Consider the following 23,937-nt stretch of genomic DNA (forward strand, 5'->3'; position numbering starts at 1 on the left):
TGATAATTTACCTACAGCTACAGCTTAACAATTGGCTGCCTTTTTTATGTGTAAATAGGGCAATGCCTGTAGTTGCTGCATCAACTGGTAGCGTTTTGTCGCATTTATTTACAAACTGGTATCAATAGTTACAAACAGTTTATTGCTTTTAGTTACCTGATCTTATAGCTTGTATGAAAAGCAAATTATCAGAGTTTGCTGTTTAACGGCAACAGTGACCTTTTTTTTGTTGCTTTATGCTTTTGCTGATACTTCAGATTATTGAAAAATACTTTTTACACCTACTGCAAACCAATTCTGTGTGATTGGTATTTGTGTAATAGACCAACTATAAATGATATGACTGCCTATCAGGAAAAATGGATTGAAATCCTAACTAACGCTAATGTGCCCGACTGGAAGATTACTGCTGAAGGTAGTGATATTCACATTACTTTACCTGCTGCACACAACGTAAGCACAGTTATGGAAAACCTGCCTGATGTGCTGGCAACCTTAGCCCTGGATATTAACTTATCCAAAGAACGCCTGAAGTTTATATTGCAAAATGGCAAAGAGTTGCATGAGTATGTTATTAACCCTGCCGATGCTGATTTAAATACCGCCCGGCACTAATTAAGTTTAGCTTTGGTAGCGATGGCAGTTACGCATAGCCCCATAACTGCTATAAGCGTAAAAGACACCCGCAGGCTGAAAGCCCCGGCTAAAAAACCAATAATGGGCGGGCCAGCCAAAAATCCTGCAAAGCCGATAGTTGATACGGCAGCCAGCGCCATACCGGCAGGCATAGTAGCAGATTTGCCCGCCGTACTATAAATAAGCGGCACTACCGAAGATACCCCAAAGCCTACCAGCATAAAGCCAAGAATGGCCGTATACAAATGCGGGAACAGCACAGCTACAAACAAACCGGTGGCCGTAAGCAGGCCGCTAAGCTGCAAAGTAATTTTAATGCCGAAGCGGTGTGCAAAATAATCAGCTACAAAGCGGCCGGTAGCCATAGTGCACATAAAAGCGGTATATCCGGCGCCGATCCACGCGCCCGGCGCTAATACAATCTTTTTAAAGTATATAACACTCCAATCAAACATGGCTCCTTCGCAAATAAGGGAGCAGAAAGCGATGATGCCGAGTTTGAACAGGGAGCGATCGGGCCATGCGAAGGCAGGCGTATCATCTGCCGGGCCTTTATCATGGGCCAGATAACGATAGCTGAATAATGTGCCCGCCATAGCCAGTAACATAATAATGCAAAAATGGTACAAAGGTGTAATGCCTTTACCAATCATAAGCGTACCAATGCCTGCACCTGTAAAGCCCGCAAGGCTCCACAAGCCATGAAACGAAGCCAGGATGGGCCGTTTATATAACTGTTCTGCAGCTACAGCCTGCGTATTTACTGAAATGTTGACTGCATTACTGGCAAAACCGAAGAGTACCAGGCAAGCAATTAACTGGTATACATGAGCTGCTGATCCTAATCCTGCCAATGTAATGCTGTAGGCTACAAGTGCAAAGGCAAGTACCGTACGACTGCCTACCTTGGTAATTATCCAGCCCGAAAATGGCAGGGAGAGCATTAACCCCACGGGAATTGAAAAAAGCATACCGCCTAACTGCGCATCATTCAGGCCAAGCTCCTGTTGTATGGTAGCAATACGTGAGGCCCAACTGGCAAAAATTAATCCGGCAACAAAAAACACAGCACCAACGGCAATGCGCAGTACATGCTTTTTGGTTGTTGGGAGGGCAGCAGAATTCATAGCTTATTTGAGTGTATATAATACACTAACCCAAATGTAGATACAATTTATTCAAATTGCAATCTTACGGGTGCACCAACAGTTCAATTATTAAATTTTGTAAACAATCTGCCTGTTTACCTTGTAGTTAAGGGCACTTGTCAGGCAAAATTTTTTATAAGTTACAAAGATATCAGTATATATAAATAAGTGGTTATGAGTATTACCAAGCAGTATTTTAAGCAAAATAAACCATTACATAAGCAAACCGTAGTTATTACCGGCGCATCAAGCGGTATTGGCAGAGCTACAGCGCTGGCATTTGCTAATCAGGGTGCAAAATTGGTTTTGGCCTCGCGCCAGAAAGAAGTACTGAATGAGGTAGTTGAGGTTTGCGACCGACTTGGTGCAAAAGCCATTGCCGTAGTTACCGATGTTGGCGATGCGCAGGCGGTAAAGCAACTGGCTAAGGATGCCTGCCTGTTTGGCGGCACTGTGGATGTATGGATAAATGTAGCCGGTATAGGTGCACTGGGTGAGTTCAATTCTATCCCTATCGAAGTGCATGACCAAATTATCCGTACCAACCTGATCGGTTACATTAATGGCGCACATGCAGTACTGCCAACATTTAAAAAACAAGGAGCAGGCATAATTATCAATGTAAATTCTGTAGGCGGGTTTGTAGCACTGCCTTACTCGGTAGGATATGCAGCCAGCAAGTTTGGGGTACGTGGTTATTCCGAAGCTTTACGCGGAGAGCTGCAGTGTTATCCTGGCATACATATATGCGATATATATCCATCATTTGTAGATACCCCGGGCCCCGAGCATGCAGCCAACTATACGGGTAAAAAATTAAAACCAATGAAGCCGGTTACTGCTACCTCGAAGGTGGCTAATACCATATTGAAGTTAGCACAGGAACCAAAGGCCAGCACCTTAGTAGGAGGCATGGCTTATTTAGCCCGGTTAAGCGCCTTATTTGCGCCAAACATCACCCGCTATTCGCTGGTAAAAATTATGGATAATTACTTTAAACAAGCCGAGCCGGTGCCTGTAACCAATGGCAGTATATTTGAGCCCACCGGCAGCAATAACAAAATTTCGGGAGGCTACACCTCAAAAATCAAAACATCTAATAAGGCAATTAAAATTGCCGGGCTTGCTGGGTTTGCTATTGGCGGTTTGCTGGCGCTGAGAAAGTTATTGTAGTTAAACCGCCATTTTTGGATAGTGGTTTTGGAGTACCTGAAAAATAATTCAAGTCATTATTATTAAAAAGCAGCTAACTCTAAGGTTAACTGCTTTTTTGCGTTTAATTTTTTTATTACCGGTTTTTACCCGCATATTTATTGCACTAAACAATAAGATTAAACCTAATGCAGTTAAAGCTATGGCTTTAAGCTTAATTAATTTAAACGAATGGCAAAAAACAAAACTTTCAGATGGTCGGACGAGTGTGAACCCCATAAAGCACGTACCAAAAGCATCATTAAGCAACACCCCGAAATCAGGAACCTGATTGGCCGCAACCCTTACACTTTCTTAATTATTTCGGGCTGTGTAGTTTTGCAGTTAGCGCTGGCTTATGTGCTGCGTGATGCTGCCTGGTGGATTAACGTGCTGGTAGCCTACTGCGTAGGGGCGTTTGCCTGCCACACTTTATATGTTTGTATACACGAGTGCTCACACAATTTAGTATTCAAAAATAAAACTGCCAATTTGTGGGCCGGCATGATTGCCAACCTGCCGCTATTGTTACCAAGCTCTGTTTCCTTTCAAAAATATCACCTTAAGCACCACTCATTTCAGGGCGTAGAAGCAATGGATGCAGATATGCCTTTTCATTGGGAAGCGCGGTTGATTGATAATTCTGCACTCGGTAAAGCCGTTTGGTTGTTGCTGTATCCGGTATTTCAGGCATTAAGGCCATTTCGCTTAACCAAAGAAATTAAGTTGTTTGATAAGTGGACGGTAGTAAACTGGGTATTTGAAATTGTTTTTGTAGCAGCTGTAGCGTATCTATTAGGTGTTAAAGCTATCGTATTTTTATTGTTAAGCTTCTTTTTTTCAGTAGGATTGCACCCGCTGGGCGCACGCTGGGTACAGGAGCACTTTTTAACGCATGGTGAACAAGAAACTAAAAGCTATTACGGTCGCCTTAACGTGGTGAACTTAAACGTAGGCTACCATAATGAGCATCATGATTTTCCGTCTATCCCGTGGAACCGGTTACCTCAGATCAAAAATATAGGTGGCAACCATTATGAAGAATTAGGTTATCATACTTCTTACACCGGCTTGCTGTTTAAATTTATCTTTAACCGGGAGCTATCGGTATTTTCACGCACGGCGCGTACCAATCGCGGCAAAGAAAATTCTGCGCCAATCAGGGCACCCAAAGCTGCAAGTCAGGTTAATGCTCAGGAAGTGGCATAAAAGCCACACCTATATTCAGAAATTACATTAAACAGAAAAGCAGCCAATTGGCTGCTTTTCTGTTTTGTTTTATATGTTCAAAACAGTTGCCTGGTTGAATATTCATCTGCTTAAGGAATACTGTAATGATAGATAGGAGCATTCAGCCCTTCGCTGGTTGTATAGTAGCTTTTGCCATCAGTTGCAAACCCGATGGCTTCGCCCTGTTTTTCTTGCTCATAGGGCAGTTCGGTCGGTGCGTGCTGCAGGGTTTGCCATAGCGGTTCTTGTCCGGTACGTTTCCAGTAATACACTTTAACATAGCTTTTAATGAGTACCTGGCTGCCATCATGGCTCACATCGCCGGATACAATCCATTTTAATGGTTGCAACCCCTTAAAGTGCAACTCACCACGTGCGGTTAAGGTGATGGTATCACCCGCTTTATAAAGTAAGGGAGTGGTATATATTTTAACTGATGCTTTGCGCTTGCTTACTATATATAATAATTTTTCTACTGGGTCAATCATCATGGTTTCGGCATCTTTAGGCCCATCCGGATATTTGAACGTTACCGGCACCGCTTTTACATGGTGCACCACGCTGTCTGTCATAAGTTGTGCTTCGTTAATGCGGTATACTTTAATGCAGGAACGGCTGGCACTATTGTCACCAATATCACCCAAATAAAAATAACTTTGTCCCGCTTCGGGGCCTGGCCCAACGGCGGCGTCTTCACAATCGCGTACATTAGGATCGCCGTTGAAATAAAAGGTGGCTTTCAATCTACCGGCAGGTGTAATCGCAAAAAAACGACTGGTATCGCCGCTATCGTTATGTACATAGTAGGTATCTGCATAAATGCCAGAAGCTACCATGTCAGATATCTCGTTCATCTCGCGGCCATCCAGCTTTCCTGATACGGGCTGGTGGCTATGCCGTTTAGTTTTTGCATAAGCAATAGCAAACCAAACGAGCACTAAAACGCTGATCACTCTTTTTTTAGGAAATCTTTTTATGAATATCATTTAGTTCCGTCTGTTCGTTATTGTATTAGCTACAACGGTATAAGCAGCCTCATATTCTATATACTTGATTGGCGGTAAACAGATGCCCGCCCAAGTTGTTTGAGTAAGAAACAATCAGTGCTGGCGCTAATTACTTAAGCCCGAACACAAGTTATTGCTAAATGTAATATATTATGGAAACAGCAGTTAAACATTACAAATTTGTAAACAGTAAAACCGGTAATACCATATACTATTATTCGATAAGTAAAGAGATGGCTTCCGAAGACATTACCAAACAGCTCGAATTAATCAGGGCGGAGGTAGCCATGTCAAATGGTGTGTTTCTGGGCACTATTTACTGGGAGGAAATAAAAGAGGAATAGCGACCCATTCCATTATATTCAACGCAAACACGCACCAACAAACCAGAATATGTATAAGTTAAACGGAACCCGCACAGTCCTGCTTTTTGATGTAACTACCCGCTTATTGTGTTAAGAGTAATTATAGTTTTAACCGTATTGCTTTTTGGTGTAGCGCTGGCTGCGCAGTATCCGCAGTTTATTGAGCATTATTACGCTAACGGATTGTTCGTTTACCTGTCGGGCCTGCTGCGTATGCTTTTCAACAAGGTGCCTTTTAGCATCGGCGATTTTTTGTACACGTTTTTAATTGCCGGGTTGCTATACGGATTTTTTCGTTTACTAAAAGCATTACTAAATCGAAATTTCCGGCAGGCCGGCCAGGTGATTGTGAAAGGAATAATTGCGGTACAGGCAATCATTTTGTCTTTTTATATTTTATGGGGGATGAATTATTTCAGGCAGCCAGGTTACCAGATATTGAACCTGCCTGATACCGCTTTTACAGCAACCGATGTTCATCGGGTTGCCGCCATGTTAATAGACAGCCTTAATCAAACCCGCAGTCAGTTTAATAATAATGCTTCAACGTCAAGCGATAGCTATATCTTCAGTCAATCTTCAATTGCAATTAATCAGCTTGCAACCAAACAGTTCCGTATTATGGGCTGGCGGCCCGGCGTTAAGCCTTCGTTGTATACGCCGTTGCTCAACTATATGGGTACTTCCGGATATAATAATCCCTTTACCGGCGAAGCGCAACTCAATACCCGTATGCCTGCGTTTGACCGGCCGGCAACCGCTTGCCACGAAATGGCGCACCAGTTAGGATTTGCCAGAGAGGATGAAGCTAATTTTATAGGTTTTCTGGCTGCCATACAGTCACAGCAGCCATCAATAAGATATTCCGGTTATTATCTGGCCGCACAGGAATTTTTGCAATACATGCACAGGCGTGATAGTGCAGATTACAAAAGGCTCAGGTATAGGTTGTCTGCATCGGTTGTTTCCGATTTTAAAACTGATAGTGCCTACTGGGCGCATTATCAGGGACAGGTAGAACAAATAACCGGCCGGTTTTATGGTGCCTTTTTGAAAGCTAATAACCAGCCCGCAGGGCTGCATACCTATAACCGCATGATCATACTTACCCTGGCCTGGTACAAAAAGCGGGAAAAGGTGGCATTTAAGGGGAATACATGGGTTAAGTAAGCCATTAAATTACTTTTTGTGGATAACTTTTAGTTTAACCCATACACGTATGTAAACAAAATGCATTTAGCGACGTTAATCCGAATACTTAACGTTCACTTAAAACCAATATATAATATTATGGCAACAGCTAAAAAGGAGAGCACCGGTGGTATCACTGCGTACTCTGTAAAAACAAAAACCAAAAACGTACCCATGCAGGATGCAACAATTGATGTAAAATCAGGCAGGTACATTGCTACAGGCAAAGATGCCGACGGCAACAAAATGGCTGCTATTTTAGGTAAGGCCAAAGCCGAAGAGCACATTAAAGAGGGCCATGCTAAAAAAGGTAGCGGCTGGAGTTAATTACTTCAAGTACTATAAACTAAAAACTCCCTGCAATTTTTTTGCAGGGAGTTTTTAGTTTATACCCGGGCCTGCTATGAATTTTTAATTAAAATCGTTTCCAGCACTTTAGTAACGTGCTCGCAACGGTCGGTAGCTTTTTCCAGCGAAGCCAGTATATCTGTATGTTTAATTATTTCGAGGGTATCCGTAGGTTCGGCAAGTAGCTGATTTATGGCAAGGGCATGTAACTCATCTGCATGATTTTCGTATTCCCTTATGGTGTTGCAGCCGGCTGATATCTCGTCGGCTTTCTTTAAATCATTCAGCATATGGATGCATTTTTTCAATTCGCGGCAACAATCAGTAACTACACTGGCCAGTTCCATAGCGTAGGGGATAACTTCGCCGTCAATATATAAATTGATACGCCGGGCAGCTACATCAATCATGTTCGAGGTTTCATAAATAGCCAGCGCCAGATCGCACATGTCATTCCGCTCAAAGGGAGAAACAAATGAACGGCTTGATACTGCATAAATTTGCTGTCGCAGTTCCTGTGCAGTGGTGTTAAGCCGGCTGATGTTATTAAACAATGGCCGGCGCTCATCTGCGTTGTTTACAGTCATGGCTTTATGCAGCAAATCGGCCATGGCCATCATGTTATCAGTAGCCTCATTAAACAAGTTATAAAATACCTGATTAAAATCAGGCATGAACAAATTCCATATGGTTCTTTTCATAAAATTATCTGTGGCTAAGATACAGGTTTAATGTTAAGCCACTGTTAACATAATGCAGGAAGGTAAAGCGGTGCTGTGTAAGAGTATTCTATTGGAATTCGGTATGTAACCAAATACTTACTTAAGTGTTAGTGTTTTTAGTATCATCAGGTTTATTTTAATATAAAATTATGTAAGTTTGAGCATATTATAAACCTCATTCTGCCTTAGCAGCACTACACTGCTTTCCAGAATTGAATTTATGGCCAAACACTTAATGGACAGAAGAACAGCAGTACGAAATCTTGCTTTGGTTATTGGTGGCGCATTAGTGTTACCTGCCTGCAACCGCAAGGCAAATCAGGCTTCCATTGCGTTAAAAAGAATAGATTTGGATGCCGGTAATGAAGCGCTGATAGCCGATATTGCCGAAACTATCATACCTAAAACCAATACCCCCGGTGCTAAAGATCTTCACCTGCACCAGTTTATCATGAAGATGCTGGACGATTGCTATACAAAAGAAGACCAGCAAGCTTATACAGCGGGCTTAAAGGATTTTGAGGCCTTGATAAAGAAGGACTTTAACAAGACGTTCGCCGCCTTAACGCCACAGCAGCGTGAGCAATGGTTAACCAAGTTTGAGCAGCAAAAGAGGCCTGAATCGGCTTTAACCAAATTTTACGGTACCACTAAGCAGCTTACTGTATTTGGCTATACCAATTCACAGTTTTTTATGACCAAAGAAATTGTATATGAACTTGTACCCGGCCGCTATAATCCAAAATTCCCAGTAAGCCAGTTTAAGAAAGCGCCTAAATATGCCTAATTTAAATATAGACAGTTCCAAAAAAAATACATACGATGCCATTGTGGTAGGTTCGGGCATTTCTGGTGGCTGGGCCGCCAAAGAGCTTACCGGCAAAGGATTAAAAACCCTGGTGCTGGAACGTGGCCGCGAGGTAAAGCACCTGCGCGATTACCCAACCACCAACTTATACCCCTGGGAGTTTCCGCATCGCGGCACCATGCCGATGGATATTCAGCAGGCCAATCCTTCCATTAACCGTTGTTATGCCTTCAGGGAAGATGCCGCGCACTTTTTTGTAAAGGATACGGAGCACCCTTATGGACAGACCAAGCCTTTCGACTGGATACGTGGTTACCAGGTGGGCGGTAAATCTTTGTTGTGGGCCCGCCAAACGCAGCGCTGGAGCGACTTTGACTTTGAAGGCCCCGCACGTGATGGCTTTGCGGTAGACTGGCCAATCCGTTATAAAGATATTGCGCCCTGGTACAGTTACGTAGAACGTTTTGCCGGAATTTCAGGCAACCATGATGGTTTGGCTGAATTGCCAGACGGTGAGTTTCTGCCGGGCTTTCCGTTAAATACGGTTGAAGAATATTTTAGTAACCACGTAAAAAGCAAATACCAGGGGCGGCATGTGATTAGCGCCCGCTGCGCTCACCTGTCGGTACCCAAGGCAATTCATTTTGAGCAGGGGCGTGCCCAGTGCCAGAAACGGGTATTATGCCAGCGCGGTTGTCCGTTTGGTGGTTACTTTAGCAGTAATTCGAGCACTATTCCCTGGGCCGAGAAGTCAGGTAATCTTACACTCCTGCCAAATTCTGTAGTGCACTCTGTTATTTACGATGATAAAAGCGGAAAAGCTACCGGGGTAAGGGTTATTGATGCACACACCAAACAGGAAACCGAATACTATGCAAAAATTATTTTTGTAAACGCTGCTGCCCTTAATACAAACCTGATCCTGCTTAACTCCACTTCCAGCCGTTTTCCTGATGGCCTGGGGAATGATAGCGGGGTGTTAGGCAAATACGTGGCATTTCACAATTACCGTACCCGCATACATGGGCAGTACGACGGTTTAAAGGAATGGACTACCGATGGCCGTAACCCGGCCGGTGGCGGTTATATTCCGCGCTTCAGTAATGTGCGTAAACAGGAGACCGATTTTCTGCGTGGTTATGCCTGCGGTTTCAGCGCTTACCGTCAGTTTAACTCTGCCGACCATGGGGTAGGAGCCGGTTTCAAGAACAGTTTAGGCAACCCGGAAATTGGCCCGTGGATGGTAGGCTCGCACATGATGGGCGAAACCATACCCAAAGAAACCAATAAGGTAACGCTGGACACCCATAAAAAGGATGCATGGGGCATGCCGCAGCTAAACATCGATATTTCCTATGATGATAACGATGAAAAGATGATCAAGGATTACCAGGAGCAGATGAAAGAAATGTTTGCTTCGGCAGGCTTTACCAACGTGGAAGTAACTGACAGCAAGCAGGCGCCCGGTTTAGATATCCATGAGATGGGTGGCGTACGTATGGGGCGCGATCCCAAAACGTCTGTACTCAACGGTTGGAACCAGATGCACGCCTGTAAGAACGTTTTTGTAACTGATGGCGCATCCATGACATCTACATCGTGCCAAAACCCGTCGCTTACTTATATGGCATTTTCGGCAAGAACTGCAGACTATGCAGTAAACGAATTAAAAAAGGGTAACATTTAATTTTTTAAGTTTGAAGTTTACCTGAGTTTATACTGATTACAAATAATCAAAGCAGCTAAAAAAGTACAAGAAAGTACTTGTATATATATACAAATTCATACATTAGACGAACTAACCAATTAAATTATTATGCCGGCAAATACTTATGACGCAATCGTAATCGGCTCGGGCATTTCTGGTGGCTGGGCCGCTAAAGAGCTGACCGAAAAAGGCCTGAAAACAATTATACTTGAGCGTGGAAAAAATATTGAACACGTAAAAGATTATGTGAATGCAAATAAGGCCCCCTGGGAATTTCCTCACCGTGGCGGCCGTACTTACCAGATGGAAGTGGATTATCCGGTATTAAAACGCGACTATCCGCTACAGGAAACTAACCTGGATTACTGGACCAACGAAAAAGAAAGTCCTTATGTAGAAGTAAAGCCTTTCGATTGGTTCAGAGGTTATCACGTAGGTGGCCGTTCCCTGATGTGGGGCCGCCAGTCTTACCGCTGGCATGATACCGATTTTGAAGCCAACCTTAAAGACGGCATTGCTACCGACTGGCCTATCCGCTATGCCGATGTAGCGCCCTGGTACAGCTATGCTGAAAAGTTTGCAGGTATATCCGGTAACCGCGACGGTGTACCGATTTTACCAGACGGCGACTTTATGCCGCCTATGGATATGAACATTGTTGAAAAAGATGTAATGGCCCGCTTTAAACAGCATTACAAAGATCAGCGCCACTTCATCATCGGCCGTACTGCCAATATTACCCAGCCGCATAACAACCGTACCAATTGCCAGTACCGTAACAAATGCTGGTTAGGCTGCCCGTTCGGCGCCTACTTCAGTACGCAATCGGCTACGTTACCAGCTGCTACGGCAACCGGTAATTTAACCTTGCGCCCGTTTTCTATCGTAAAGGAAATTATTTACGATAAGAATACTAAGAAGGCAAAAGGAGTACGCATAATTGATGCTGAAAATCATAAAACCTACGAATATTTTGCGAAGATTATTTTCGTAAACGCCTCAGCGCTAAATTCAACATGGATTCTGATGAACTCAGCTACCGACGTGTGGGATGGTGGTTTGGGTAGCAGCAGCGGCGAATTGGGCCATAATATTATGGACCATCACCTGAACATTGGTGCAGGCGGTAAGGTAGATGGTTACCTGGATAAATATTATTTTGGCCGTCGTGCCAACGGTATTTACATTCCCCGTTACCGTAACCTGAATGGTGAAAAGCGCGATTATATACGTGGTTTTGGTTACCAGGGCGGTGCAAGCCGCGACCGCTGGAGCCGTGACATTGCGGAGATGAACATTGGTGGTGACTATAAAGACGCCCTTGCCGAACCAGGCGAATGGACGATGGGTATTGGTGGCTTTGGCGAAACCTTGCCATATCATGATAATAAGATTGCCCTGAGCAAAACCAAGAAAGATGCATGGGGTTTACCGGTGCTGGAAATTGATGCTGTTATACGCGACAACGAAAAGAAAATGCGCGTAGATATGATGAACGATGCTAAGGAGATGCTGGAAGCTGCAGGTGTTAAAGATGTGCAGACTTATAGTGCCGAAGCCGTTTTGGGTAAAGGTATTCACGAAATGGGCGGCGCTCGCATGGGGCGCGATCCAAAGTCTTCAGTTTTGAACGGCTGGAACCAGGTATGGGATGCCAAGAACGTATTTGTTACCGACGGTGCATGTATGGTTTCTTCGGCCTGCCAGAATCCTTCGCTTACTTATATGGCACTTACCGCCCGTGCGGCTGATTATGCCGTAAAGGAGCTGAAAAAGGGTAACATATAAATTTCTTTAAACCACAAATTACAAACCTATGAGTGAGAAAGAGAAGGAAGTAAGTACTGGTGGCAGTTCCAGAAGGGACTTTATCAAAAACAGCGCGGTAGCTGCTGCCGGTTTTATGATAGTGCCACGCTTTGTGCTGGGCGGCAAGGGCTTTATTGCGCCAAGCGATAAGCTGATGATTGCCGGCGTGGGTGCAGGCGGTAAAGGCGAAAGCGATATTGCCGCATTCTCTAAAAGCCCGCGGGCCGAAATTGCTTACCTGTGCGATGTAGACGACCGCCGGGCTGCTAAATCAAGAGAGCGTTTCCCTAAGGCAAAATATTATAAAGACTGGCGCGAACTGCTGGACAAGGAAGGTAAGCACATTGATGCCGTATCGGTATCAACGCCCGACCATAACCATGCCATCATCGCCTATCATGCCATGGCCATGGGCAAGCACGTATACGTGCAAAAGCCTTTAACTCATGATATTTATGAGGCGCGTATGCTTACCGAGGCTGCAAAAAAGTTTAAGGTAGTAACGCAGATGGGCAACCAGGGCGCCTCAAACGACGGTACCCGCCAGTTGGCCGAATGGTATGATGCCGGCCTGATTGGTGATGTACATACCGTTTATGCCTGGACTAACCGCCCGGTATGGCCGCAGGGTATTCCATGGCCTGCTACCAAGAGCGAGGTTCCGAAAGAACTGGATTGGGATTTATGGCTGGGTACAGCTCCTCAAAAAGATTACGTAGATAAGCTGGTACCGTTTAACTGGCGCGGCTGGTGGGATTATGGTACCGGCGCTTTGGGCGATATGGGCTGCCACCTGGTGGAAGCGCCATTCCGTGTACTTGGGCTGCAATACGCCAAAGATGTACAGGCCAGTGTGGGCACCGTATATGTAGATGAGTTTAAACAAGGCCGCTTCCCTGAAAGCTGTCCGCCATCGAGCCACATTACGCTTACCTTCCCTAAAACCAATAAAACCAAAGGCGATATTACCGTACACTGGATGGACGGCGGTATACAGCCTGAGCGCCCTGAAGAGTTAGGTGCCAATGAGCGTTTTGGCGATGATGGTAACGGTACGTTGTTCATCGGTACAAAAGGTAAAATGATGGCCAGCACTTACTCGCGCGATCCGCTGCTGTTGCCTACCTCACGCACTAAAGAGGTATCGGCACCGCAAAAGTACAAGCGTGTTCCCGGCCAGGAGAACGGCCACTATGTACAATGGGTAGATGCCTGTCTGGCGGGCTACGGCAAAATGGAAGTAAGTTCACCTTTCGAGGTAGCCGGCCCGTTAACCGAAGCATTGCTGATGGCTAACCTGGCGGTGCGCGGTCATGAGCTGAAGGGGGGAAGCAGCCTGAAACTGATTTGGGATAATGCCAACATGAAGGTAACCAACTTTGAAGCGGCCAACCAGTTTGTAAAGCGCCAGTACCGCCAGGGATGGAACTTAACTGCTTAACTATAAGTAATTATCAATTAAATTATTAACTCAAACATTCATTAAATAATTAGCAGATGAATAGAAGAGATGCGATACAGCGTGTAGGCCTGTTAATGGGCGGCACCATCATCGGCGCGGAATTTTTTATTTCGGGCTGTAAGTCGAATGATAGTAAGGTAAAAGACTTGTTCGATAAGGAACATGTAGACTTCTTTGATGAAGTAAGCGAAACTATTTTGCCTGCTACTAAAACACCAGGTGCAAAAGCAGCCAAAGTAGGCAGTTTTATGGCAGTTATGGTGCGCGACTGCTACTCACCGGATGATCAGAAAATCTTTTTGACTGCACAGTCAAAGATTAATGATGCCAGCGACAAAAAGTTCAGCAAGAAATTTATGGAGCTTACTCCGCAGCAGCGCAATGCCATATTGGTAGATTTAGACAAAGAACAGGCGGCTTACAGCAAAACGCAAAAGCCGGAAGACCCTAACCATTACTTCCGCATGGTGAAGCAGCTAACCTTGCTGGGCTATTTTACCTCTGAAATTGGCTGTACCCAGGCAATGCGTTATGTACCTGTGCCGGGCAAGTTCATTGGCGATTACCCTTATAAAAAAGGGGATAAAGCATTTGCGCTGGCTTAACCCGGTTTTTCGGTTCAGCCTGCCGTTATAAAAAGGTAAATAAAGTTGTTGTTATACTTGCTGATGCCGTAAATGAACTATTTTCAGCATTGGCAAGTATATTTTTTACATACCTCTGCCTGCTTTAAAGTATTTATTTCTTTATTCTCCGGTTAAATTCCGTCAGAATTGTAAAGAGAAAATAGGATAACCAGTCGGGGAGTTGTTAGCAGTTTTCACTTTATATGAACGCCTGTTAAAAACACACAATTTGTATCAAACGCTATGGTTACTATTAAAGGGCCGGCCATATTTATTGCACAGTTTATTGGAGATGCAGCGCCGTTTAACGACCTGAAATCTATCTGTAACTGGGCTGCCGGCTTAGGCTATAAAGGCATTCAACTGCCCACGCTCGACACACGGTTTATCGACTTGCAGAAAGCGGCAGAGAGTAAAACCTATGCCGACGAACTCAACGGCATTGTGCAGGAAAGTGGCCTGCAAATCACCGAACTATCTACCCACCTTCAAGGTCAGCTCATAGCCGTAAACCCGGTATATGATCAGCTATTCGACGGTTTTGCCCCTGAGCAATTACGCGGCAATCCATCTGCCCGTACTGACTGGGCCATTCAGCAATTAAATTATGCTGCAAAAGCTTCGCAAAATTTAGGCTTGCAGGCGCATGCTACGTTTAGCGGCGCGCTGCTTTGGCCCATGGTTTACCCCTGGCCGCAGCGGCCGGCCGGTTTGGTAGAAACCGGTTTTACCGAACTGGCTAAACGCTGGCAACCCATCCTCAATGTATTCGACGAATGCGGCGTAGATTTGTGCTACGAGATACATCCGGGTGAGGACCTGCACGATGGCATCAGCTATGAGATGTTTTTAGATAAAGTAAATCATCACCCGCGGGCCTGCTTGCTTTACGATCCCTCACACCTGGTGCTTCAGGCATTAGATTACCTGGAATACATCGACATTTACCATGAGCGCATTAAAATGTTCCATGTAAAGGATGCCGAATTTAACCCCACCGGAAGGCAGGGCGTATATGGCGGTTACCAGAATTGGGTAGACCGCGCCGGCCGTTTCCGTTCTTTAGGCGACGGACAGGTAGATTTCAAATCCATTTTTAGCAAAATGGCCCAGTACGATTTTCCGGGATGGGCAGTACTGGAATGGGAGTGTGCCTTGAAGCATCCCGAAGATGGCGCACGCGAAGGCGCACAATTTATTAAAGAGCATATTATACACGTAACCGACCGTGTATTTGACGATTTTGCAGCCTCAGGCGCTGATGAATCACTGAACAAAACTATATTAGGAATAAAATAACAATCACGCTAAACAATATGAAAAAGGTATTTATCATTTTAGCCATCAGCTCGGTGTTTGCAGCTTGTGGCGGCAACAAGAGCGGCTCTGACGGGCAAGATAGTACACAAAGCAGCAACAGCACCGGCGAATACCAGTCAGGCGGTAACGACGATTCTACACTTCGTAAAGACGGAACCACAAACCCGGGTACTGGTCAGAGCGAGCCGACAGACCCGGGCGCACAATTGATAGCTAAAAGCGATTGCCTGGGCTGCCATAAAGAACACGACAAGTTAGTTGGACCTGCTTACGCAGATGTAGCCAAAAAATACAAAGAATCAGATACCCAGATGCTGGCTGAGCACATTATTAAAGGTGGCGCAGGCCACTGGGGCGATGTAGCCATGACAGCGCATCCTAACCTTTCTGTCGATTCAGCCAAGTTAATGGTTAAATACATCTTAACTGTTAAGTAATTATCCCCTTTTAAGTACAACCAATTATAAACCAATGACCACCGCCATAAAAACCAAATTATCCGTCATGATGTTCCTGGAGTTTTTCATCTGGGGCGCATGGTTTGTAACGCTGGGCACTTATTTAACCAAGACACTGCGGGCTACAGATGAGCAGAATGCTATTGCTTATGCCACACAATCATTCGGTGCCATAATCGCCCCATTCATCATCGGATTAATTGCCGATAAGTTCTTTTCGGCACAGCGCATTTTGGGTGTACTGCATTTAATAGGCGGCGGTTTATTATGGTATGTAACCACCATTTCTAATTTTAATAATTTTTATCCTGTGCTGCTGGTGTATATGATTTTGTATATGCCAACGCTGGCATTAGTAAATTCAGTAGCTTTTAAGCAAATGGTTAATCCAAGTAAAGAGTTTCCGCCAATACGGGTTTTAGGTACCGCAGGCTGGATCATTGCTGGTTTAACCATCGGCTGGTTAGGTTGGGAGCAAAGCAACAGTTTGGTGCTTACCTTTAAAATGGCGGGCACAGCTTCACTTATTTTAGGTGTTCTAAGTTTCACGTTGCCTGATACCCCTCCGGTAAAAAAAGGGCAAAAAACCTCTATTGGAGATATTTTAGGCTTAGATGCTATTGGGTTGCTGAAGAACAGCTCGTACCTGGTGTTCTTTTTAGCCTCTGTAGCTATCTGTATTCCACTGGCATTTTATTACAACTTTACTAACCCGTTTCTGAATGAACTGGGCATGAAGGGTGCTGCCAGCAAGCAGGCATTGGGGCAGTTCTCCGAGTTACTGTTCATGGCACTGATGTCGTTTTTCTTTGTGCGCTTGGGCGTAAAAAAGATGCTGGCCGTAGGTATGCTGGCTTGGGTGCTGCGCTATGTGCTGTTTGCCTATGGCAATATTGACACCAATTACTGGATGCTGATTGGCGGTATTGTGCTGCATGGTGTATGCTATGACTTCTTCTTTGTAACCGGCCAGATTTATACCGACAATCTAGCTGGTGAACGCTTCAAAAGCGCCGCGCAAGGTTTTATCACTTTAGCTACATACGGAGTGGGTATGCTTATTGGTTCATATCTGTCGGGCCCGATTGTGGGTAACCATAAAACCTCAGCTACTTCGCATGACTGGCAAACCATCTGGTTAATTCCTGCAGGCATTGCTGCTGCGGTGCTGATACTGTTTTTGGTATTTTTCCGCGATAAAAACTCAGTGGGAGCCAACACCGGTGATGAAGCTTTAGGTGCAGATAAGGATATCCGTTTGGAAGTATAATTTATCTGTTATGGCAAATTTATCCAGAAGAAGTGCAATCAAAAGTGTAGTGGCAGGTACCGCTGTAGCCGGTGTTGCGGCTAAGCTAAGCCCCTTTGCCAAAGCTGCCGAAATTATAACTCCTGCACTTAAAGGCGAGATGAAGCAGTCGGTAAGTCACTGGTGCTTCAGTGAGCTTTCATTAGATCAGCTTTGTATTACAGGTAAAGGCATAGGTCTTACAGGTATCGATTTATGCGGCCCTAAAGAATGGCCAATTCTGAAAAAGCATGGCATGGCATCGCCCATATGCAACAGCGCCGAAATTAACCTGACCGACGGTTTTAATGACAAACGTTTTCATACAATGCTCATTCAAAATTATACGGAGGTGATTCCGCTGGTAGCAAAAGCCGGGCATAAAAACCTGATTTGCTTTAGCGGCAGTCGCCGGGGAATGGATGATGAAACCGGCCTGAAAAACTGCGAAGAAAGCTTAAAACAATTGCTGCCTTTGGCTGAGAAGCATGGCGTGGTACTGGTGATGGAATTGCTGAACAGTAAGAAGGATCATAAAGACTATCAATGCGACCGCCCTTATTGGGGCGCCGAACTGGCTAAGCGTTTAGGCAGTGAACATTTCAAACTGCTTTTCGACATCTATCACATGCAGGTGCAGGTGGGCGACATTATCCAGAACATCAATGATTTTCATCCCTATATTGCCCATTATCATACTGCCGGCGTGCCCGGTAGAAATGAGATTGACAATACGCAGGAACTATACTATCCCGCAGTAATGAAAGCCATAAAGGCTACCGGCTATAAAGGGTTCATCGGGCAAGAATTTGTGCCGAAACAAAAGGACAAGATTGCTTCACTTAAGCAAGCCGTGCAAATTTGCGATGTATAATTAAACCAAATTATAACTAACCAATCCATAAATATATGACCACCAGAAGGAAATTTTTAGCACAGGCCGGTTTGGCTTCAGCCGGTTTGCTTGTTGCCCCTCAGTTGCTTAATGCGGCAGCCACGGGCAAAGTAGGAATACAGTTGTACAGCCTGCGCGAATTACTGCCTAAAGATGTAAAGGGTGTAATGGCAAAAGTAGCCCAGGCCGGGTTTAAAGAAATTGAAACTTTTGGCTACGATAAAAAAACGGGTTACTGGGGCTTAACACCTAAAGAATTCAGCCAGTTACTAAAATCGCATGGCTTAACCTCTCCCAGCGGCCACTATGGTTTAGATTCTTTTTTTAGAGATAACAGCCGTGCCGATTTATATACTTATATTGAAGTAGCTCATGCTACCGGTCAGGAATATATCATTGTGCCTTCATTGAACGAGAGTTTGATTAAAACTAAGGATGACTTTGTGCGTGTGGGGCAGAAAATGAATGAGCTTGCAAAAATTGTAGGTAAAGAAGGTTTAAAGATTGGTTATCATAACCATAACTTTGAATGGCACCAGGTAGAGGGAACTACTTTTTACGATACCTTGCTGGCAGAAACCGACCCCAAGCTGGTACATATGGAAATGGACATCTACTGGGTGGTGCGTGCAGGGCATGATCCGATTGAAATATTAAAGAAGCACAAAGGCCGCTTTAAATTTGCGCACGTAAAAGACAGCAATAAGAGCAATCCTGAGGAAAATGAACAAATTGGCAAAGGTGGAATTGATTTCAAATCAATTGTTCCGGTAGCTAAGGCAGCCGGTATCACTCACTTCATGATGGAGCAGGAAAATCTTTCGGCTAACCCTTACGCCAGTTTAGCAGGTAGTGCCAGCTACATGAAGCGTTCGCTGATGGTATAAATTTTTATTAAACATTTGAACCAATGAATAAACACAAACTGGTTTTAGCCGCTTTATTAAGTGGTATGGGTTATATGGCACAAGCGCAACAGGGGGCAAAGCCCGAAGATACAGAAATTTATACGCCAGTTCCTCCAGTAGTAACCGCAGGTAAAACTGCTGCTGATGCGCCCTCAGATGCAATTCAGCTCTTTAATGGAAAAGATCTCAATCAGTGGGTTTTAACTGCCGACCACAGTAAACCTGCCGATTGGAAAGTTGCCGGCGGTATATTAACTGTAAACAAGCAGTCGGGCAATATCGAAACTAAAAAGTCATTCACCAATTACCAGCTGCACCTGGAATGGCGCATACCTGCGAACATTACAGGTACGGGGCAGGCAAGGGGCAATAGCGGCTTGTTCTTAGCTTCAACTGGTCCCGGCGATGCCGGTTATGAATTGCAGATACTGGATTCATACAATAATAAGACCTACACCAACGGTATGGCGGGAAGTATTTATAAACAGTTTGTACCACTGGCTAACCCTGCACGCCCGGCTGGTGAGTGGGAAACATATGACGTAATATGGACAGCTCCAACTTTCAATACCGATGGCAGTGTGAAGACAACCGCACGTGTAACTGTATTATTCAATGGTGTACTGGTAGAAAACAACATAGAGTTAAAAGGCCCTACACAATACATTGGCCAGCCTCATTACCAGCAGCATGGCCCTGCGCCTATAAAGTTACAGGCCCACGGTGATAAAAGCGAACCCCTGAGTTTCCGTAATATCTGGATCAGGGAACTATAAAGGGCTATATCCTTTCTAAATACAAAACCCCCGTATGGCAATAACCATATGGGGGTTTTGTATTTAAAAGTCAGCTACAACTTGAATTCCAGCATTTTTTTAATAAAAGGCAGGTTTTATAATTAATAATTAAACCAATCTTGCTAATGATTGTAGTATAAGCAATTAATTTCATGTAAGCTAACCGGTGCTGATAACCGGCTAATACTTACGCCTGCTGCATTTTAAAGGCAGGTTTATGATAGTTAAATAATTTATATCTGCAATTTATGGAAATATGGGGGGGGATGGAGTGTACCATCAACCGTGTTGATAATCAATACTTTGATCAACTGAATTATGCCGGGCACTACCTGCGCGAAAATGATATCAGCGCCTTTGCCGAATTAGGCATCACAAAATTACGTTATCCGGTATTATGGGAAAAACACCAGCCGCAGGCTGATACCATTATTGACTGGAGCGGAACAGCACAAAAGCTTGAAGCGCTTAAATCTGCAGGTATTGAGCCCATTGCCGGTTTGGTACATCATGGCAGCGGTCCTGCTTTTGTTGAATTAACTGAAAACAGCTTTGCCGAAGGCTTAGCGGTTTATGCCCGGCAAGTGGCACAGCAATTTCCTTGGATCAAATATTATACGCCTGTTAACGAACCCTTAACTACGGCACGTTTTTGTGGGTTGTATGGGGTATGGTATCCGCACGGGCATGATGATTATACGTTTCATAAAGTGTTATTAAGTGAATGCAAAGCCACCGTGCTGGCTATGCAGGCAATACGCGAGGTTAACCCGGCTGCCCAACTGGTACAAACAGATGATTTGGGCAAGATACACAGCACGCCCGCCCTGGTTTATCAGGCCGATTTTGAGAACCGGCGGCGGTGGCTGTCGTTCGATTTGCTCTGTGGAAAAGTGGTACCCGGCCACTTTTTTTGGGATTACATTATTAATTCAGGTATTCCTCAGCAGGAACTCGAATTTTTTATAGACCATAACTGTCCGCCCGACATTATGGGTATCAATCATTATATCACCTCCGAGCGGTTTTTGGATGAGGACACCGATAGTTACCCACCGCATGTCATTGGCTTCAATGGCAGGCACCGTTATGCCGATGTAGAATCGGTTCGTGTTGATAAGGTGCAAACTGATGGCCCTTACAAGTTAATTATGGAGGCATGGGAGCGATACGGCTTACCTGTAGCCATTACAGAAGTGCATTTGCATTGTACCCGAGAAGAGCAGTTGCGGTGGTTTAACTATGTATGGAATGCAGCCAAGCAACTGAAACAAAACGGTGTGGACATGCGTGGCATCACCACCTGGGCATTGCTGGGTTCATTTGGCTGGAACAAATTACTTACTGAGCCAAATGGTACTTATGAGGCCGGAGCGTTTGATGTGGTTTCGGGTAAGCCGCGTGCAACAGCTTTGTGCAAAATGGTGTCTGAGCTATCAAAGGGTAAGTCTTACAACCACCCGGTATTGTGTCAGCAAGGCTGGTGGATGCGCGATAACCGTATCGCATACCGCTTTAATACCATCGCCGAAAGTCTGACTACGAAAAAAGATAACTGTTCGCCCATACTAATTACCGGTAAAACGGGTACGCTGGGAAAAGCGTTCGCCCGTATCTGCGAGCAGCGCCATATTAAGCACGAGTTGATGGACAGGGCGGAACTGGATATTACCAACTTAACGCAAATAGAAAAGGTAATACAACAGCAGCATCCCTGGGCGATAATAAACACGGCAGGCTTTGTACGGGTAGATGATGCAGAGCAAGAGCGGGAGGCCTGTTTCTTATCAAATACCAGCGGCCCGGAAAACTTAGCGGTGTTGTGTGAAAAATATGGCGTAAAGCTCATTACCTTTTCCACCGATTTGGTTTTCGACGGGGTAAAGAACGATTTTTATAATGAGCAAGATCATATTAATCCGTTGAATGTGTATGGGGAAAGTAAGGCACAAGCCGAACGGTTGGTGCAAAAACACAATCCGGATGCGTTGATTATTCGCACCAGCGGCTTTTTTGGCCCTTGGGATGCCTATAATTTCGCTTATGGTACTCTGCAGAATTTGCGAAACAAAATGCCGGTACATTTGCCTAATGATGTATTTATTTCACCTACTTATGTGCCCGATTTGGTGAACCTGACGTTGGACCTGCTGATAGATGATGAGCGTGGCATCTGGCATCTTACCAATAGCGGTAACATCAGTTGGTGCGAACTTGCACTTGAAATTGCACAACGCCAGAAGTTAGATGCTAAACTGATAGAAGGCGTTGCTGTTAGTGATTTGAAATTTAAAGCCGAACGGCCCAAATACAGTTCGATGAAAAGCGACCGGGGCACAGTAATGCCATCTATAGAGGATGCCATTACGCGTTATTTTAATGAGCAGGAAATGATCCGTTTTTAAACAAAAAGTCCCGGTTAGCTAACCGGGACTTTTTGTTTAATCATCAAATCCTCAAAGGTTAATTTGCTCCGTCGCTTTGCGCACGGGCGATGGCGTACTGGCCTACTTTGTTGCCGGTTACTAAACCAGCCTCGCAATCTACACGGTAATGTATACCGCCGTATAATCTCGACATCGCCGCCTCATGCGCCATATCGGTAAATTTGGTGCCCCTGTCGGGTAACAAATAGGTAAGTAAAGCTGCGGCTGCACCGCTGAAGTTGGAATGACCGGAGGTATAAGCCGGGAAATTAGGTATCCCTGTAAGTGTTTTGATACTGCTGTTCATTTGCGATGGACGGGCATTGAAATAATAATACTTAGCATCCCAGCAAATAATGCCGGCATCCATCAAGGCCATGTTCAGTAAGGCCATATTCCGTGCCCAGCGTACTTCGCTGTAATGCTGCTTTACAAATTCATCGGCAGCAATGGCGTTCCAATGCCCTGGGGGAGTATACGTACCTACGCCATCGGCCCAGAATGCCACCTGTGCATTATGCTCGCGCGTTACATTGTTGGAAAGTTGCAGCACTTCGTCAACCTCCTTTTTAAATTGTTCTGAATGAACCGAAGGCGGCGGAGGCGGCCTCAGGGCAATCACCGTTAATGAATCAAACAAAAACGTCTTTACCTTGCTGAACAGTGGCAGCATTGGCGGGCGCTTTGGAAACTCCAGGCTTTCCCAGGCGGTTTCGCCGGTGGCCGCTGTTTGCGTTTGCAGTTGTGCCCACAGGGCGGGTGTACCTATCGCAGCACCGGCACGGTCGCCACGGGCGCGGGTTACAAATTTGGCAGCCACCAGTTTGCCCAATGCCTCGCCGGCATCCCAGTCGCTGCGGGTGTTGGCGCCCGAAGTGAGGCGGTACATCTTTTCATCATTTTGCTTTTGCTGAATGTAGGCCAGTTCGGTAGGGAACAGCAGCTTCATCATTTCTATCACCGTGCTTGACACCACCGCATCTTCACTCGGGTAAGCCGGTAAATCTGATTTGGGAATCAACGCCTGCACAGTGTTGTCTACCGTATAAGGTGCTGCCCTGCTATAGAGTTTCTTATAATGCCATGCAGCAATAAGTGCATCGTATTGCGCGGCGCTAACGTAAGCATAAGAACGCGCCGCATACGGCGGGTTTGAAAATGGAAACTCCGGGTAGGCAAACGGATTGGCTGAATTTGGGAAGGGATAAGTACCATCATCGTTCTGGTAAGGCGGCAGGTTATGTTTGGCTACCAGTTCGCGCATAATTTCATTCCACCGCAAAACGGCGCCCGCGCTCCAGTAGGCAATATTATCTCTTTGCTCTTGGGTAATGTTTTTCTGCAAGCCTTTAATTTCATTCAAATCAGCAGCGTAGGCAGTAGAATTGGTAGCAGCCGGTGCAGACACAGGCAAATCACTAAAACCGTTGATCAGCACCGGTTTCCAGTTTTCAGCAGACAGGTCATTATTGCCCGGCTGCAGTGCAGGATATTGCGTGGTGTGATCTTCAATCGTTTTCTTGCAAGACGAATTAAAGACAAGGCTTATTACCAGTAATGGCAAGGTATAGTAAAGATACTTTTTCATAAATTT

At 45.0% G+C, this 23,937-nt stretch carries 22 protein-coding genes; 18 read left to right on the forward strand and 4 right to left on the reverse strand.

Annotated elements, in window-relative coordinates; translation table 11 throughout:
• Positions 1 to 339: 339 nt before the first annotated feature.
• Positions 340 to 615: a hypothetical protein gene (locus tag ACY652_RS15325; protein ID WP_462265257.1), complete on the forward strand. Its 276-nt coding sequence runs from the start codon at positions 340 to 342 to the stop codon at positions 613 to 615.
• Here the strand turns inward: ACY652_RS15325 and ACY652_RS15330 are convergent.
• Complete coding sequence (locus ACY652_RS15330; protein ID WP_462265258.1) at positions 612 to 1,763, reverse strand: MFS transporter; 1,152 nt, start codon at positions 1,761 to 1,763, stop codon at positions 612 to 614. The genes ACY652_RS15325 and ACY652_RS15330 overlap by 4 nt on opposite strands.
• Positions 1,764 to 1,958: 195 nt before the next feature.
• On the opposite strand from ACY652_RS15330, the gene ACY652_RS15335 reads away from it, so the two are divergent.
• Both ACY652_RS15335 and ACY652_RS15340 read left to right on the forward strand, forming a co-directional pair.
• Positions 1,959 to 2,957: an SDR family oxidoreductase gene (locus tag ACY652_RS15335; RefSeq protein WP_462265259.1), complete on the forward strand. Its 999-nt coding sequence runs from the start codon at positions 1,959 to 1,961 to the stop codon at positions 2,955 to 2,957.
• Positions 2,958 to 3,167: 210 nt separating this feature from the next.
• Positions 3,168 to 4,184: a fatty acid desaturase gene (locus ACY652_RS15340; RefSeq protein ID WP_462265260.1), complete on the forward strand. Its 1,017-nt coding sequence runs from the start codon at positions 3,168 to 3,170 to the stop codon at positions 4,182 to 4,184.
• A gap of 110 nt (positions 4,185 to 4,294) precedes the next feature.
• On the opposite strand, the gene ACY652_RS15345 is transcribed toward ACY652_RS15340, so the two are convergent.
• Positions 4,295 to 5,191, reverse strand: a complete 897-nt coding sequence (locus tag ACY652_RS15345) for a hypothetical protein (protein WP_462265261.1) — start codon at positions 5,189 to 5,191, stop codon at positions 4,295 to 4,297.
• 173 nt (positions 5,192 to 5,364) lie between these two features.
• Here ACY652_RS15345 and ACY652_RS15350 point away from each other — a divergent pair, with 173 nt between their 5' ends.
• The 3 genes from ACY652_RS15350 to ACY652_RS15360 all read left to right on the forward strand — a co-directional run bounded on the left by ACY652_RS15350 (position 5,365) and on the right by ACY652_RS15360 (position 7,095).
• A complete protein-coding gene (locus ACY652_RS15350) occupies positions 5,365 to 5,556 on the forward strand; it encodes a hypothetical protein (protein ID WP_462265262.1) in 192 nt (63 codons plus the stop codon).
• A gap of 108 nt (positions 5,557 to 5,664) precedes the next feature.
• Positions 5,665 to 6,747, forward strand: coding sequence for a DUF3810 domain-containing protein (locus ACY652_RS15355; RefSeq protein WP_462265263.1), 1,083 nt, complete (start codon positions 5,665 to 5,667; stop codon positions 6,745 to 6,747).
• A gap of 120 nt (positions 6,748 to 6,867) precedes the next feature.
• Positions 6,868 to 7,095, forward strand: coding sequence for a hypothetical protein (locus tag ACY652_RS15360; RefSeq protein WP_462265264.1), 228 nt, complete (start codon positions 6,868 to 6,870; stop codon positions 7,093 to 7,095).
• Between the two features lie 74 nt (positions 7,096 to 7,169).
• On the opposite strand, the gene ACY652_RS15365 is transcribed toward ACY652_RS15360, so the two are convergent.
• Positions 7,170 to 7,817 carry a DUF47 domain-containing protein gene (locus ACY652_RS15365; protein ID WP_462265265.1) on the reverse strand — a complete coding sequence of 216 codons (648 nt, stop codon included), beginning with the start codon at positions 7,815 to 7,817 and terminating at the stop codon, positions 7,170 to 7,172.
• Positions 7,818 to 8,058: 241 nt separating this feature from the next.
• Here ACY652_RS15365 and ACY652_RS15370 point away from each other — a divergent pair, with 241 nt between their 5' ends.
• The 12 genes from ACY652_RS15370 (at position 8,059) to ACY652_RS15425 (ending at position 22,322) form a co-directional block, all read left to right on the forward strand.
• A complete protein-coding gene (locus ACY652_RS15370; protein ID WP_462265266.1) occupies positions 8,059 to 8,625 on the forward strand; it encodes a gluconate 2-dehydrogenase subunit 3 family protein in 567 nt (188 codons plus the stop codon).
• The gene (locus tag ACY652_RS15375; RefSeq protein WP_462265267.1) at positions 8,618 to 10,333 is read left to right on the forward strand and encodes a GMC oxidoreductase; all 1,716 of its coding nucleotides are present in this window, start codon (positions 8,618 to 8,620) and stop codon (positions 10,331 to 10,333) included. The genes ACY652_RS15370 and ACY652_RS15375 overlap by 8 nt, the downstream gene beginning before the upstream one ends.
• A gap of 129 nt (positions 10,334 to 10,462) precedes the next feature.
• A complete protein-coding gene (locus ACY652_RS15380; protein WP_462265268.1) occupies positions 10,463 to 12,142 on the forward strand; it encodes a GMC oxidoreductase in 1,680 nt (559 codons plus the stop codon).
• Between the two features lie 28 nt (positions 12,143 to 12,170).
• The gene (locus tag ACY652_RS15385; protein WP_462265269.1) at positions 12,171 to 13,604 is read left to right on the forward strand and encodes a Gfo/Idh/MocA family protein; all 1,434 of its coding nucleotides are present in this window, start codon (positions 12,171 to 12,173) and stop codon (positions 13,602 to 13,604) included.
• A 56-nt stretch (positions 13,605 to 13,660) separates the two neighbouring features.
• Entirely contained in the window at positions 13,661 to 14,230 is a 570-nt protein-coding gene (locus ACY652_RS15390; protein WP_462265270.1) for a gluconate 2-dehydrogenase subunit 3 family protein, read from the forward strand.
• A gap of 264 nt (positions 14,231 to 14,494) precedes the next feature.
• Positions 14,495 to 15,550, forward strand: a complete 1,056-nt coding sequence (locus ACY652_RS15395; RefSeq protein ID WP_462265271.1) for a sugar phosphate isomerase/epimerase family protein — start codon at positions 14,495 to 14,497, stop codon at positions 15,548 to 15,550.
• Between the two features lie 17 nt (positions 15,551 to 15,567).
• Positions 15,568 to 16,008: a c-type cytochrome gene (locus ACY652_RS15400; RefSeq protein WP_462265272.1), complete on the forward strand. Its 441-nt coding sequence runs from the start codon at positions 15,568 to 15,570 to the stop codon at positions 16,006 to 16,008.
• A 34-nt stretch (positions 16,009 to 16,042) separates the two neighbouring features.
• Positions 16,043 to 17,299 carry a nucleoside permease gene (locus ACY652_RS15405; protein WP_462265273.1) on the forward strand — a complete coding sequence of 419 codons (1,257 nt, stop codon included), beginning with the start codon at positions 16,043 to 16,045 and terminating at the stop codon, positions 17,297 to 17,299.
• Between the two features lie 10 nt (positions 17,300 to 17,309).
• Positions 17,310 to 18,191, forward strand: coding sequence for a hydroxypyruvate isomerase family protein (locus ACY652_RS15410; protein WP_462265274.1), 882 nt, complete (start codon positions 17,310 to 17,312; stop codon positions 18,189 to 18,191).
• 35 nt (positions 18,192 to 18,226) lie between these two features.
• The gene (locus tag ACY652_RS15415; RefSeq protein ID WP_462265275.1) at positions 18,227 to 19,099 is read left to right on the forward strand and encodes a sugar phosphate isomerase/epimerase family protein; all 873 of its coding nucleotides are present in this window, start codon (positions 18,227 to 18,229) and stop codon (positions 19,097 to 19,099) included.
• Positions 19,100 to 19,122: 23 nt separating this feature from the next.
• Positions 19,123 to 19,896 carry a 3-keto-disaccharide hydrolase gene (locus ACY652_RS15420; RefSeq protein ID WP_462265276.1) on the forward strand — a complete coding sequence of 258 codons (774 nt, stop codon included), beginning with the start codon at positions 19,123 to 19,125 and terminating at the stop codon, positions 19,894 to 19,896.
• Positions 19,897 to 20,165: 269 nt separating this feature from the next.
• The gene (locus tag ACY652_RS15425) at positions 20,166 to 22,322 is read left to right on the forward strand and encodes a family 1 glycosylhydrolase (RefSeq protein ID WP_462265277.1); all 2,157 of its coding nucleotides are present in this window, start codon (positions 20,166 to 20,168) and stop codon (positions 22,320 to 22,322) included.
• A 58-nt stretch (positions 22,323 to 22,380) separates the two neighbouring features.
• On the opposite strand, the gene ACY652_RS15430 is transcribed toward ACY652_RS15425, so the two are convergent.
• Positions 22,381 to 23,931, reverse strand: coding sequence for a vanadium-dependent haloperoxidase (locus ACY652_RS15430; RefSeq protein WP_462265279.1), 1,551 nt, complete (start codon positions 23,929 to 23,931; stop codon positions 22,381 to 22,383).
• Positions 23,932 to 23,937: the final 6 nt, after the last annotated feature.

Origin of the sequence: Mucilaginibacter sp. (assembly GCF_965200995.1) — a bacterium.
Classification (GTDB): Bacteria; Bacteroidota; Bacteroidia; order Sphingobacteriales; family Sphingobacteriaceae; genus Mucilaginibacter.

Excerpts from the sequence above, each read along its gene's own strand:
- ACY652_RS15325 (WP_462265257.1), top strand. The coding sequence starts at position 340 with ATGACTGCCTATCAGGAAAAATGGATTGAAATCCTAACTAACGCTAAT.
- ACY652_RS15330 (WP_462265258.1), bottom strand. The coding sequence starts at position 1,763 with ATGAATTCTGCTGCCCTCCCAACAACCAAAAAGCATGTACTGCGCATT.
- ACY652_RS15335 (WP_462265259.1), top strand. The coding sequence starts at position 1,959 with ATGAGTATTACCAAGCAGTATTTTAAGCAAAATAAACCATTACATAAG.
- ACY652_RS15340 (WP_462265260.1), top strand. The coding sequence starts at position 3,168 with ATGGCAAAAAACAAAACTTTCAGATGGTCGGACGAGTGTGAACCCCAT.
- ACY652_RS15345 (WP_462265261.1), bottom strand. The coding sequence starts at position 5,191 with ATGATATTCATAAAAAGATTTCCTAAAAAAAGAGTGATCAGCGTTTTA.
- ACY652_RS15350 (WP_462265262.1), top strand. The coding sequence starts at position 5,365 with ATGGAAACAGCAGTTAAACATTACAAATTTGTAAACAGTAAAACCGGT.
- ACY652_RS15360 (WP_462265264.1), top strand. The coding sequence starts at position 6,868 with ATGGCAACAGCTAAAAAGGAGAGCACCGGTGGTATCACTGCGTACTCT.
- ACY652_RS15365 (WP_462265265.1), bottom strand. The coding sequence starts at position 7,817 with ATGAAAAGAACCATATGGAATTTGTTCATGCCTGATTTTAATCAGGTA.
- ACY652_RS15370 (WP_462265266.1), top strand. The coding sequence starts at position 8,059 with ATGGCCAAACACTTAATGGACAGAAGAACAGCAGTACGAAATCTTGCT.
- ACY652_RS15375 (WP_462265267.1), top strand. The coding sequence starts at position 8,618 with ATGCCTAATTTAAATATAGACAGTTCCAAAAAAAATACATACGATGCC.
- ACY652_RS15380 (WP_462265268.1), top strand. The coding sequence starts at position 10,463 with ATGCCGGCAAATACTTATGACGCAATCGTAATCGGCTCGGGCATTTCT.
- ACY652_RS15385 (WP_462265269.1), top strand. The coding sequence starts at position 12,171 with ATGAGTGAGAAAGAGAAGGAAGTAAGTACTGGTGGCAGTTCCAGAAGG.
- ACY652_RS15390 (WP_462265270.1), top strand. The coding sequence starts at position 13,661 with ATGAATAGAAGAGATGCGATACAGCGTGTAGGCCTGTTAATGGGCGGC.
- ACY652_RS15395 (WP_462265271.1), top strand. The coding sequence starts at position 14,495 with ATGGTTACTATTAAAGGGCCGGCCATATTTATTGCACAGTTTATTGGA.
- ACY652_RS15400 (WP_462265272.1), top strand. The coding sequence starts at position 15,568 with ATGAAAAAGGTATTTATCATTTTAGCCATCAGCTCGGTGTTTGCAGCT.
- ACY652_RS15405 (WP_462265273.1), top strand. The coding sequence starts at position 16,043 with ATGACCACCGCCATAAAAACCAAATTATCCGTCATGATGTTCCTGGAG.
- ACY652_RS15410 (WP_462265274.1), top strand. The coding sequence starts at position 17,310 with ATGGCAAATTTATCCAGAAGAAGTGCAATCAAAAGTGTAGTGGCAGGT.
- ACY652_RS15415 (WP_462265275.1), top strand. The coding sequence starts at position 18,227 with ATGACCACCAGAAGGAAATTTTTAGCACAGGCCGGTTTGGCTTCAGCC.
- ACY652_RS15420 (WP_462265276.1), top strand. The coding sequence starts at position 19,123 with ATGAATAAACACAAACTGGTTTTAGCCGCTTTATTAAGTGGTATGGGT.
- ACY652_RS15425 (WP_462265277.1), top strand. The coding sequence starts at position 20,166 with ATGGAAATATGGGGGGGGATGGAGTGTACCATCAACCGTGTTGATAAT.
- ACY652_RS15430 (WP_462265279.1), bottom strand. The coding sequence starts at position 23,931 with ATGAAAAAGTATCTTTACTATACCTTGCCATTACTGGTAATAAGCCTT.